At 72.6% G+C, this 10,942-nt stretch carries 10 protein-coding genes and 1 pseudogene; 3 read left to right on the forward strand and 8 right to left on the reverse strand.

Annotated features, from left to right (window positions below; genetic code table 11):
• Positions 1-81 precede the first annotated feature (81 nt).
• Entirely contained in the window at positions 82-687 is a 606-nt protein-coding gene (locus tag AC07F3_RS35715; RefSeq protein ID WP_479118867.1) for a TetR/AcrR family transcriptional regulator, read from the forward strand.
• On the opposite strand, the gene AC07F3_RS35720 is transcribed toward AC07F3_RS35715, so the two are convergent.
• The 4 genes from AC07F3_RS35720 to AC07F3_RS35735 form a co-directional block, all read right to left on the reverse strand.
• Positions 653-1,228 carry a flavodoxin family protein gene (locus AC07F3_RS35720; protein WP_479118868.1) on the reverse strand — a complete coding sequence of 192 codons (576 nt, stop codon included), beginning with the start codon at positions 1,226-1,228 and terminating at the stop codon, positions 653-655. The genes AC07F3_RS35715 and AC07F3_RS35720 overlap by 35 nt on opposite strands.
• Positions 1,229-1,591: 363 nt before the next feature.
• On the reverse strand, positions 1,592-2,041 hold the full coding sequence (locus tag AC07F3_RS35725) for a VOC family protein (RefSeq protein WP_479118869.1): 450 nt from the start codon (positions 2,039-2,041) through the stop codon (positions 1,592-1,594).
• A 70-nt stretch (positions 2,042-2,111) separates the two neighbouring features.
• Positions 2,112-3,740, reverse strand: a complete 1,629-nt coding sequence (gene abc-f, locus AC07F3_RS35730) for a ribosomal protection-like ABC-F family protein (protein WP_479118870.1) — start codon at positions 3,738-3,740, stop codon at positions 2,112-2,114.
• Between the two features lie 615 nt (positions 3,741-4,355).
• Entirely contained in the window at positions 4,356-4,763 is a 408-nt protein-coding gene (locus AC07F3_RS35735) for a cupin domain-containing protein (RefSeq protein ID WP_479118871.1), read from the reverse strand.
• 52 nt (positions 4,764-4,815) lie between these two features.
• Between AC07F3_RS35735 and AC07F3_RS35740 the strand changes: the two genes are divergently transcribed.
• Positions 4,816-5,829: a helix-turn-helix domain-containing protein gene (locus tag AC07F3_RS35740; protein WP_479118872.1), complete on the forward strand. Its 1,014-nt coding sequence runs from the start codon at positions 4,816-4,818 to the stop codon at positions 5,827-5,829.
• On the opposite strand, the gene rarD is transcribed toward AC07F3_RS35740, so the two are convergent.
• On the reverse strand, positions 5,826-6,821 hold the full coding sequence (gene rarD / locus AC07F3_RS35745) for an EamA family transporter RarD (RefSeq protein ID WP_479118873.1): 996 nt from the start codon (positions 6,819-6,821) through the stop codon (positions 5,826-5,828). The genes AC07F3_RS35740 and rarD overlap by 4 nt on opposite strands.
• Before the next feature lie 111 nt (positions 6,822-6,932).
• Complete coding sequence (locus AC07F3_RS35750) at positions 6,933-7,790, reverse strand: SDR family oxidoreductase (RefSeq protein WP_479118875.1); 858 nt, start codon at positions 7,788-7,790, stop codon at positions 6,933-6,935.
• 101 nt (positions 7,791-7,891) lie between these two features.
• Between AC07F3_RS35750 and AC07F3_RS35755 the strand changes: the two genes are divergently transcribed.
• Positions 7,892-8,290: a winged helix-turn-helix transcriptional regulator gene (locus AC07F3_RS35755; RefSeq protein WP_479118877.1), complete on the forward strand. Its 399-nt coding sequence runs from the start codon at positions 7,892-7,894 to the stop codon at positions 8,288-8,290.
• 1 nt (position 8,291) lies between these two features.
• Here AC07F3_RS35755 and AC07F3_RS35760 read toward each other — a convergent pair whose 3' ends face one another.
• Positions 8,292-10,241, reverse strand: a complete 1,950-nt coding sequence (locus AC07F3_RS35760; RefSeq protein ID WP_479118878.1) for an APC family permease — start codon at positions 10,239-10,241, stop codon at positions 8,292-8,294.
• 77 nt (positions 10,242-10,318) lie between these two features.
• A pseudogene (locus AC07F3_RS35765) lies at positions 10,319-10,942 on the reverse strand (2-oxoacid:ferredoxin oxidoreductase subunit beta); the annotation flags it as partial.

Genomic DNA, 10,942 nt, shown 5'->3' on the forward strand with positions numbered 1-10,942 from the left:
CACGTTCCGTTTCCTGCGTCATTGTTGGAGCCGCGCGCTCGACTGTCAATCCGATTCCGGGCGTGCTCGTAGAGTGAGGGCATGATCACCTCGTCCGCATCGGCCCCGGGATCCAGACGCCGCAGCGAGAGATCGCGCCAGGCGACGCTGGCGGCCGCGCTCGGACTGTGCGCGGAGAACGGCTACGGCAAGGTCACCATCGAGGCGATCGCGGCCCGCGCGGGCGTGAGCAAGAAGACGATCTACCGCTGGTGGCCGACGAAGGGCGCGGTCCTGCTCGACGCGGTGACGGAACTCGTGGTGAGCGACTCGCCGTTCCCCGACACCGGCGACATCGCGGCCGATCTGCGCACCCACATCGGCAGCCTGGTGCGCCTGTTCACCTCGCCCGTGGTGGGCCCGGCGTACAGCGGGATCCTCTCCGAGGTGCTGCACGACGAGCGCCTCGCCAGGGCGGTCAACGACGAACTCGTCATCCCCCGGGTCGCGTTGGTGTACGAGCGCCTGCGCGGCGCCCAGGAGCAGGGCCAACTGCCCCCGGACGCCGACCTTCCGCTGGCCGTGGAGATGCTCTACGGGCCGCTCTACTACCGCCACGCGCTCGGCCGCCCGCTGCCCGGGCCGGAGCGGATCGAGACGCTGGTGGACCATGTCATGCGCGCGTTGCGGGCTCCGGCGTCGAGCTGAAGAAGGTCTTCGCGCGGGCGGCGGCCTCGGTGTCGCGCGCCATCTCCCCGGGCCGCACGGCCGAACCGAGCAGCACCCCGCCCCAGTTCATGCCCATGTACGCGGCCGAGTGCCGCAGGGTCCCCACCAGGGGTTCCGCCACCGAGTGGTCCGTGCCGGCGAGCGCGGTCACGCCCCACAGGGTGCGGCCCGCCATGCGCTGCTTGAAGTCGAGCTCGGGGGCGTAGAGCCAGGTCACCCAGTGGTCGAGGTAGTGCTTGACCGGGGTGGAGACGCTGTACCAGTACAGCGGCGAGGCGATCACCAGATCGGTCGCGGCCAGCGTCGCCTCCAGGAGCGTCGCCGCGTTCCCGGTGGGGGCGGTCTGGACGCGCTCGTCGGTGTGGCGCAGGTCGCGGAAGGTGGGGAGTTCGAGGTCGGCGAGGCTCAGCCAGCGGGCCGTGTCGCCCGCCGGGAGCTGCTCGGCGGCCTGCCGGGCGAGCGCCTCGGTGTTGCCGCCGCTGCGTGTGCTGCCGAGCAGAAAGAGAAAGTCGCGGGCCATGGTCCCCTCCGTGTGCCAACCCGAAATCCGGTGCGCGCGTGCCCCGTTGAAAGCATGCGCGTGCAGTATATGCACATGCATGCTTTCGGTGTCGGGTTTTCCGAAGGGCGGCTCGGGCGTCATTCGGGGAGCGACTGGGACGTCGTGCGCGGGATGCTCCGAACTTCCTGGGGCGGGAGGCCGGGGCGTCATTCGAGGGGAGGGTCGGGCCTCCGGGACAGAGACCCGGGCGTCATTCGAGAGAGGCCCGGGCCTCGGAAGGTGAGGCTCCCGCTGTCGAGGTGGCCGGTGTCCTGCGATCGGTGAGGGATGGGTCAAGGGCGGTATGCCGAGCAACCCCGAGGCCCAGGTCGTGCTCGCTCGCTACTGGACGCAGAACTCGTTTCCCTCGGGGTCGGACATGACCGTGAACTCGCCGCCGGGCTGCCGCACTTGGCGCAGCACGCTCGCCCCCATTCCGGTGAGGCGGCTGACCTCGGACTCCCGGGTGCCGGGTGCCGCGTGGACGTCGATGTGCAGCCGGTTCTTCGCCGTCTTCGCCTCCGGAACCCGCTGGAACAGGATGCGCCGACCGAGCCCGGTGCCGCTCTCGGGGTCGTAGGAATCGTCCGGATGCCGGACGGCGACCAGATCGCGGAAGGCGATCCGGCCGCCGCGTTCCAGGGTGAGCTCCGGGCCGATCGCGTCGGCCGAGCGGAGCCGGTTGATCAACAGGCTGTTGTCCTCGACCTCGTAGCCGAGGGCGGCGGCCCAGAAGTCGGCCTGAGCGTGCGGGTCGGCGGCGTCGACGACGAGTTTCCAGTGCAGGGTCATGTGTTCGTTTATAGCCGGGCGGCGGTGTCCCGTCGCGCGGGACGGGACACCGTGGCCGACGGGGGCGGGGTCAGCCCACCGGTGCCCCGGCGCTCAACTCAAGCCGGTCGCCGGTGAAGGAGGACCGGAAGCGGCGGTCGTGCGAGACCACGACGATCGCCCCCGGGTAGTCGGCCAGCGCCTGCTCCACCTCCTCGACCAGCGCGAGCGATACGTGGTTCGTCGGCTCGTCCAGGACGAGGAGGTCGGCGGGGCGGGTGACCAGGCGGGCCAGTTCGAGCCGCCGCCGCTGCCCGACGGAGAGCCGCGCGACCGGCACCGCCAGGTCCTCCTCCCGGAACAGACCGAGGGAGAGGAGCTCCTCGGCGTGCTCCTCGGGCAGTCCGGCCCGGCCGGCGGCGTACGCGTCGAGCAGCGGGAGGGAGGTGGCGCGATGGTCCAACTCCTGTGCCAGGTAGCCGACATGGGGCGTGGCGCGGCGCACCTCGCCCTCGTCCGGGGTGAGATCGCCCGCGAGGACGCGGAGCAGGGTGGTCTTGCCCGCGCCGTTGGGGCCGGAGACGAGGAGGCGGCGGCCCGGCTTGATGGTCAGGCCGGGCACGTGGAGGCGGCCGCCGACCTTCACCCCGGTCAGCTCGACGAGCGGGCCGTCGGGGGCGGCCGCCGCCGTGGTGAGACGGGCGCTGAACCGCAGGGGCGGCGGCGGGGCCGCGACCGGCTCGCGCTCCAACTGCTCGAGCCGCGTCCTGGCCGCCCTGACCTGCCCGGACAGCTTGGACTCCGAGGAGCGGCGGTGCTTGCCGAAACCCTGACGCGGGTCCTTGCCGGTGGCGGCGAGCCGCTGCCCGGCGGCGTCGACCAGCTCCCGGGTACGGGCCAGCTCCTCGCACCACTCCTGGTGGGCCAGCTCCCGGCGGCGCCGGGCGGCGGCCCGGGCCGTACGGTATCCGGCCCAGCCGTCGCCGTACCGGACGACGGTGCGCAGGTCCCGGTCCACCTCCAGGATCGTCGTCGAGACGCGTTCGAGGAAGGCGCGGTCGTGGGTGACCACCACCAACGTGCCCCGGTGGGCACGGAGTTGCTCCGCCAGCCAGTCGGTGGCGTGGCGGTCCAGGTGGTTGGTCGGCTCGTCGAGCAGCAGCAGCTCGGGGGCTGCGGCCAGCACGCAGGCCAGCGCCAGCCGGGACTGCTCGCCGCCGGAGAGCGAGCCGAGCGGGCGGTCGCGGGTCACGCGAGCGAGGCCGAGGGCGTGCAGGGCGGCGTCGGTACGGGCGTCGGCGCGGTAGCCGTCGCGTTGCTCGTACGCGGCCAACAGGTCGCCGTACGCGGTGAGTTCGGCTTCCGTGGCGTCGGCGAGGCGAGTCTCGGCCGTCCGGATGTCCGCTTCGAGGGAGCGGAGGTCGGCGAGGGCGAGGTCCACGGCGTCCTGGACCGTACGGTCCGGGGGGAGGTCGAGGGTCTGGGCGAGGTGGCCGGTGCCGCCGGGGAAGACGGCGGTGACCTCTCCGGTGTCCGGCCGCTCGGCACCGGCGAGCAGCCGCAGCAGGGTCGACTTGCCGGAGCCGTTCTCGCCGATGACGGCGGCCCTCTCGCCGGGGCGGACGGTGAGCGAGACGTCGTCGAGGACCTGGCGGTCGCCGTACGCCTTCGAGGCGTGGGTGAGGGTCAGCTGGGAGGGGGTGTTCGCGCGCGGGCGCATGAGGGTTCCCTGGGGGTACTCGGGGTCTTCTTCCTGACGCTGGGCAGCGCGGCGCCCGCGCGGGCTCTGGGGGGCCGGGGCGCGTGGGGGGCCGCGGGGCGGGGGTCAGCGGAAGAAGTAGTACGAGTACATGCGGCTCACGCTATCTGGGGTGGGTCGTCGGGAGCACCCCCTTTTTCCGCAGTCGGAGGGTTCAGCTTCCGGGGGGCTGCGCCCCCAGGCCCCCGGCGGGGACTGCGTCCCCTGCACCCCTCCCGGGGCTCCGCCCCGGACCCCGTTCGCGCCTGAACGGCGCTCGTCCTCAAACGCCGGACGGGCTGAAGATGCCCGTGCAGGCCAGCACCGGTGCTGCTAAGGGGCGCGAGGAACTGCGCGAGCAACCACGCATGGTCGGCGGACGAAGGCGGGTGTTCAGGGGCGCGGGGAACTGCGCGAGCAGCCACGCACGGTGCGCGGACGAAGGGGGTTGGGGGTGCCGGGAGTTGCGTGGGCGGTCGCGCGGACCGCAGGCGGGCACCCGCCCACCCAAGGGGCGTGGGGAACTGCGCCATCGGTGATCCGCGCGGCGCCGTTCGCCCACGCGCACCCAGGGTCCAGGGGCGGAGCCCCGGGGGGTCAGGGGAGGGTGTGGCCTCGGGTGGCGTCCACGTGGGGTGGGAGCGGGTCGTGGCGGTCGCCCACGGTCAGCGTTCCCGTCGGCTCGAAGAGCAGCAGCGACGCCCCCGCCGCGGACGACGGCTTGTGCTCCGTGCCGCGGGGGACCACGAACACGGCCCCGCGCGCCAGCGCGACCTCCCTCTCCTCACCGTCCTCCCGCAGTGCGATCGTCAACTCGCCCTCCAGGACCAGGAAGAACTCGTCCGTGTCATCGTGCGCGTGCCAGACGTGCTCGCCCGCGACCTTCGCGATCCGTACGTCGTAGTCGTTCACCTGGGCGACGATCCGAGGGCTCCACAGGGCCTCGAACCCCGCGAGCGCGGTGGAGAGCAGGAGGGGTTCGCCACGGGCGGGTTCGGGATTCATGGCCTCATCGTCACGCCTGGCGCGGCGGCCCCGCGAGTGCTAGGAATCGCGTATGGCGAAAGGATCCTCTCACCACGCGTCGGGCGTCCCCCGCGCCCGGCGGGCCACCGCGCCCCACCGGGTCGTGGTCATCGTCGACGAGGGGTCCAACCCCTTCGAACTCGGCGTCGCCACCGAGCTGTTCGGGCTGCGCAGACCGGAGCTCGCCCGGCCCTGGTACGACTTCGCCCTGGCTTCGGCCGAGCCCTCCGTCCGCATGCACAACGGCATGTTCACGCTGTCCGGCGTGGCCGGTCTGGAGGCGGTGGGCGGCGCCGACACCGTCATCGTGCCCAACCGGCCCGACCCCCTGGCCACCCCCACCCCGGCCGTCCTCGACGCCGTGCGGGACGCGGCGGAGCGGGGCGCGCGGCTCGTCAGCTTCTGTACCGGTGCCTTCACGCTGGCCGCGGCCGGGGTGCTCGACGGCCGGCGGGCCACCACGCACTGGCGCTGGGCCCGGGCCTTCGCCGACCGCCACCCCAACGTGCTGCTCCAGCCCGACGTGCTGTTCGTGGCGGACGGGAACGTCCACACCGCCGCGGGCAGCGCCGCCGCCCTCGACCTCGGGCTGCGGCTCATCCGGTCCGACCACGGCGCGGAGGTCGCCAACGCGGTCAGCAGGCGCCTCGTCTTCGCGGCCCACCGGGACGGCGGGCAGCGCCAGTTCGTGGAGCGGCCGGTGCCCGCGACCCGCGACACCTCGCTGGGCGGCGTGCTCGCCTGGGCACAGGAACGGCTCGACCAGCCGCTGACCGTCGCCGACCTCGCGCACCGCGCCGCGGTCAGCCCGGCGACCCTGCACCGCAGGTTCCAGGAGCAGCTGGGCACCACCCCGCTGGCCTGGCTCACCGCGGAACGGGTCGCCCTCGCCTGCCGGCTGCTGGAGCGCGGTGAGCCCGGCCTCGACCGGGTCGCCCGGCTCAGCGGCCTGGGCACGTCGGCCAATCTGCGCGCCCGGCTCCGCCGCGAGACCGGGCTCAGCCCCTCGGCGTACCGTCGGCGGTTCACCGTGCAGGGGGTCTAGGACGGCCGCGGTGTCTCCGGCAGGTCCGCCCTCGGCTCGTCGCGGCCGCTCGGGATGCCGGTCGCCGGCACGTTCGCCATGGCCGCCGCGAGGGCCCTGCGGGCGTGCCGGGCGGTGCGCAGCGCGTCCCAGGTCAGGATCGTCAGGGCCAGCCACACCAGCGCGAAGCCCGCCCAGCGCTCGGGGGGCATCGCCTCGTGGAAGTACGCGATGCCGAGCAGGAACTGGAAGACCGGGGCCAGGTACTGGAGCAGCCCCAGCGTCGAGAGCGGCACCCGGATCGCGGCGCCGCCGAAGCAGATCAGCGGGATCGCGGTCACCACGCCCGTCGCGGCCAGCAGCGCCGCGTGCCCGGCGCCCTCGCTCGCGAAGGTGGCCCGCCCCTGCCCTCCCAGCCACAGCAGGTAGGCCAGCGCGGGCAGGAACTGCACGGCGGTCTCGGCGGCCAGGGATTCGAGCCCGCCGAGGTTCACCTTCTTCTTCACCAGGCCGTACGTGGCGAACGAGAACGCCAGCGTCAGCGAGATCCACGGCGGCCGCCCGTAGCCCACCGTCAGGACGATCACGGCCGCGGCGCCGATCCCCACCGCGATCCACTGGGCCCGGCGCAGCCGTTCCTTCAGGATCAGCACGCCCATCGCGATGGTGACGAGCGGGTTGATGAAATAGCCGAGGGACGCCTCCACCACGTGGCCGGAGTTGACCGACCAGATGTAGACGCCCCAGTTGACCGTGATCACGACGGCGGCGACGGCTATCAGGCCGAGCCTGCGCGGGCGGCGCACCAGCTCGCCGATCCACGCCCAGCGGCGCATCGCGATCAGTGCGACGGCGACCAGGGCGAGGGACCACACCATGCGGTGGGCCAGGATCTCGATGGCGTCGGCGGGCTTGAGGAGCGGCCAGAACAGGGGGACAAGGCCCCACATCCCGTACGCGCCGATTCCGTAGAGCAGTCCGGTCCGCTGTTGTCCTGCCGAGTCCTTGGCCACTGGCCCTCCCTGTGCGCGCGATCCAGCAGAAGGTAGCGCCGAAGGGCCCGTGGTGTCATGCCCGTACCGCGATACGGTCCTGACGGTTCGGAATGCGTACGCGACCGGGGCTCACGCGGCCAGCGCGGCCCGGACCGTGGTGGCCATCGGGGTGGTGGGGCGGCCGATCAGACGGGCCAGGTCGCCCGGGGTGGCGGCCAGCAGGCCGCGCTCGATGGCGAGGTCGACGTCGACCAGGATCTCCGCGAAGGCGGCGGGCAGGCCCGCGCCGGTCAGCACGGCGAGGTGGGCCTCGGGGGCGACGGAGGTGTGCGCGATCGACTTGCCGGAGGCGGCCGCGACCTCGGCGGCGTACTCGTCGAGCGACCACGCCACGTCGCCGCTGAGCTCGTACGCCCGGCCCAGGTGGCCCTCCCCGGTCAGCACCGCGGCCGCGGCCGCCGCGTAGTCGGCGCGGGCCGCCGAGGCGATCCGGCCCTCGCCCGCGTTGGAGACGACCGCGCCGTGTTCCAGGACCGGAGCGAGGTTCGCCGTGTAGTTCTCGGTGTACCAGCCGTTGCGCAGGAACGTGTACGGCAGCCCCGAGTCGAGGATCAGCCGCTCGGTGGTCCTGTGCTCGGCCGCGAGGGCGAAGTCGGCGTCCGGGCCGCCGAGGATGCCGGTGTAGGCGAGCTGGGCCACGCCCGCCGCCTTCGCCGCCTCGATCACCGCCGTGTGCTGCGGCACGCGCTGCCCGACCTCGCTGCCGGATATCAGCAGCACCCGGTCGCCGGCCCGGAAGGCCCCGGCCAGGGTGGCGGGCTCGCTGTAGTCCGCGATGCGGAGCTCGACGCCCCGCGCGGCGAGCGGGGCCGCCTTCTCCTTGTCGCGGACGACGGCGACGATCTCGCTCGCCGGGACCCGGGCGAGCAGCTCGTCGACGACGAGACGGCCCAGGGCTCCGGTGGCTCCGGTGACGACGATGCTCATGAGATCTCCTCAGGGGGAAGGGGTGGTTCCTGTGCTTCGGCGTCCACCCTACGGAGAGCGCTAACCTTTCGTAAGTACCCACTTTGAAGTAAGGTACTGGTATGGGAGTAAGGGATAGCGAGAGCTGGGCCCGGCGCGAGGAGATGTGCCCGCACCGGCTCGTCCTGGAGCACGTCACCAGCCGGTGGGGCGTCCTGGTGCTGGACGCGCTGCTCGACCGCTCGTACCGCTTCAGCGAGCTGCGCCGCGAGATCGGCAAGGTCAGCACGGTCAGCGAGAAGATGCTCGCCCAGACCTTGCGGACGCTGGAGCGCGACGGCTTCGTGCTCCGCGACGCCAAGCTGGTGATCCCGCCCCGCGTCGACTACTCGATCACCCCGCTCGGCCGCGAGGCCGCCGAGCAGGTCCGCGCCCTCGCCCGCTGGACCGGGGTGCGGATGGACGACGTGCGGCGTGCGCGCGCCGCGTACGACGCGGCGCAAGAATCAACTGCCGGATAGCTCAGTCGGGTTGGGGCGAGCGGCCCGCCTCCAGGGCGTGCAGGGCGCGCGACACGTCGAAGGGCAGGATGGTCACCGCCACCGACGGAAGGTGCTCCAGCGCCTTGGCCATCTCCTCGGCGGTGCCCCGGTGCAGCAGCTTGCCCAGCGCGTTGGTGTAGAGGCGCCGGGGGACCAGGACGGTCAGCGAGGTCGCGCCGTCCTCGGTGGTGCGCCCGGCCAGTTCCACCATGGCGTGCCGCAGCCGCCGGTCGGGGCACGCCACCACCTCCAGCGGCACCGAGGTGGCGGACGTCGCCTCCCAGGCGGCGGCCAACCGCCGCGCGTGCGCCTCGTCGATCGCGAAGTGAACGGCCCTGATCTCGTCGGGCCGCACCTCGTGCGCGTACCGCAGGGCCTTGAGGGTCGCGAGGTCGAGCGTCTCGACCAGGACGAACACCAAGTGCCGCCTGGCGCGCGGCAGATCGGCCCCCGGGGACTGGATGGCGTCGAGCGCCGCCGCCTCCCGCCGGTACTCGCGGTTGATGCGGGTCAGCGCCCACACGCCGAGCGGGAAGACGACGACCACCAGCCAGGCGCCCTCGGTGAACTTGGTGACGGCGAAGATGACGACGACCGCCGCCGAGACCACGGCCGCCACCGCGTTGACGCCGATCTTCAGCCGCCGGTGCCGCTCGCGCCGTCGCCAGTGGTAGGCGGTGAGCCCGGACCCGGCCATCGTGAACGCGGTGAACACCCCGATCGCGTACAGCGCCACCAGCTTGTCCACGCTCGCGCGGGTCACCAGGAGCAGGGCCATGGCCACCACGGTGAGCGCGATGATCCCGTTGGAGAAGGCCAGGCGGTGGCCGCGGCGGGTCAACTGCCGCGGCAGGAACCGGTCCTCGGCCACGAAGCTGGCCAGGAACGGGAAGCCGGTGAAGGGGGTGTTGGCGCCGGTGTAGAGCACCAGGGCCGTGGCGAGCTGCACGAAGACCAGGCCCACCGTCCCGGGCGGCCCGCCGCCGAAGGCGAAGTGGGCCTCCTGCGCGATGACGGTCGGGGTTCCGTCTCGATACGGCACGGCGTGCGTGAAGTGGGCGAGCGTCGAGACGCCGAGGACCAGGACGCCCAGGACGCAGCTCATCGTGATCAGGGTGCGCCGGGCGTTGCGGCCCTGGGGTTCGCGGAACGCCGAGATGCCGTTGGAGATAGCCTCCAGGCCGGTCAGCGAGGAGCCGCCGTTGGCGAACGCGCGCAGCACGATGAACAGCGAGGCCCCGTACAGCCAGCCGTCGGCCGGGGTGCCCACCGGGATCACGCCCGGCGCGTGCAGATCGGCCCGGGGCAGCCCGCCGGTCAGGCCGCGCACGGCGGAGACGACGAGCACGAGGCCGACCGCCGCCATGAACAGATAGGCGGGCAGCGCGAACAGCCGCCCCGCCTCGCGCACCCCGCGCAGATTCCCGTACGCGAGGAAGAGGATCACCCCGGCGGAGATGGGGAGTTGGAGGTGGTCCATGACGGTCGGGCCGCCGCTGACCAGGTGTGCCAGGGACACGATCGCGTTGGTGCCGGCCGAGACCTGCACGGCGACGGTCACGATGTAGTCGACGAGCAGGGCGACCGCGGCGATCTGCGCGACGGTCGGGCCGAAGTTCTCGCGGGCCACGACGTAGGAGCCACCGGCCCGGGTGTAGATCATGACGACGTCGCTGTAGCAGAGCGTCAGCAGGAGCAGAACCAGCAGGATCGCCCCGGTCACGGGCATGAGCAGGGAGAACGCGGCCGCCCCCGCCACCGGGACCAGAACCCGGAGCATCTCCTCGGAGCCGTACGCGGACGAACTGACGCAGTCCGAGGCGAGGACACCGAGCGCTGTCCGGTTGTCGAGCTTCTCCTCGCTGACGCGCTCGGTGGTGAGGGGCTTGCCGAGCAGGCGTCGCTTGACGCGGTACGCGAGACGGTCCATCCCTCTATGAGAGCGGGTGTCCGGCCCGGGGTCCATGCAGACTCCCCGGCCGGGCACCCGGTTCTCGGGTGGGTGGTTCAGCCGATGACGGTCCAGGTGTCCTTGCCGGTGAGGAGGGTGGCGAGGTCGCCTTTGCCGTTCTGTTCGATGGCGGTGTCGAGTTGGTCGGCCATCAGGGTGTCGTAGACGGGGCGGTCCACGGAGCGGAAGACGCCGATGGGGGTGTGGTGGAGGGTGTCGGGGTCGGCGAGGCGGGACAGGGCGAACGCGGTGGTGGGTGAGGTGGCGTGGGCGTCGTGGACGAGGATGTCGGCCTGGTTGGCGTCGGTGACGGTGACGACTTTCAGGTCACCGGTGGCCGCATCGCGCACCACGCCCTGGGACTGGTCGGCGCCGAAACGGATCGGTGCGCCGTGTTCGAGGCGGATGACCGCTTCCTGGGCCTGGTCCTTGTCCTTGAGGGCTTCGAAGGCGCCGTCGTTGAAGATGTTGCAGTTCTGGTAGATCTCCACCAGCGCGGTGCCGGGGTGTTCGGCCGCCTGGCGCAGCACGTGGGTGAGGTGGGTGCGGTCGGAGTCGATGGTGCGGGCCACGAAGGAGGCTTCCGCGCCGATGGCCAGGGAGACCGGGTTGAAGGGGGCGTCGAGGGAGCCCATGGGGGTGGATTTGGTGATTTTGCCGAGTTCGCTGGTGGGGGAGTA

It is taken from the genome of Streptomyces sp. NPDC045846 (assembly GCF_056431605.1).

What these genes read in the sequence shown, in the direction of transcription:
- AC07F3_RS35715 (WP_479118867.1), top strand. Translation starts at nt 82, where the DNA reads ATGATCACCTCGTCCGCATCGGCCCCGGGATCCAGACGCCGCAGCGAG.
- AC07F3_RS35720 (WP_479118868.1), bottom strand. Translation starts at nt 1,228, where the DNA reads ATGGCCCGCGACTTTCTCTTTCTGCTCGGCAGCACACGCAGCGGCGGC.
- AC07F3_RS35725 (WP_479118869.1), bottom strand. Translation starts at nt 2,041, where the DNA reads ATGACCCTGCACTGGAAACTCGTCGTCGACGCCGCCGACCCGCACGCT.
- abc-f (WP_479118870.1), bottom strand. Translation starts at nt 3,740, where the DNA reads ATGCGCCCGCGCGCGAACACCCCCTCCCAGCTGACCCTCACCCACGCC.
- AC07F3_RS35735 (WP_479118871.1), bottom strand. Translation starts at nt 4,763, where the DNA reads ATGAATCCCGAACCCGCCCGTGGCGAACCCCTCCTGCTCTCCACCGCG.
- AC07F3_RS35740 (WP_479118872.1), top strand. Translation starts at nt 4,816, where the DNA reads ATGGCGAAAGGATCCTCTCACCACGCGTCGGGCGTCCCCCGCGCCCGG.
- AC07F3_RS35750 (WP_479118875.1), bottom strand. Translation starts at nt 7,790, where the DNA reads ATGAGCATCGTCGTCACCGGAGCCACCGGAGCCCTGGGCCGTCTCGTC.
- AC07F3_RS35755 (WP_479118877.1), top strand. Translation starts at nt 7,892, where the DNA reads ATGGGAGTAAGGGATAGCGAGAGCTGGGCCCGGCGCGAGGAGATGTGC.
- AC07F3_RS35760 (WP_479118878.1), bottom strand. Translation starts at nt 10,241, where the DNA reads ATGGACCGTCTCGCGTACCGCGTCAAGCGACGCCTGCTCGGCAAGCCC.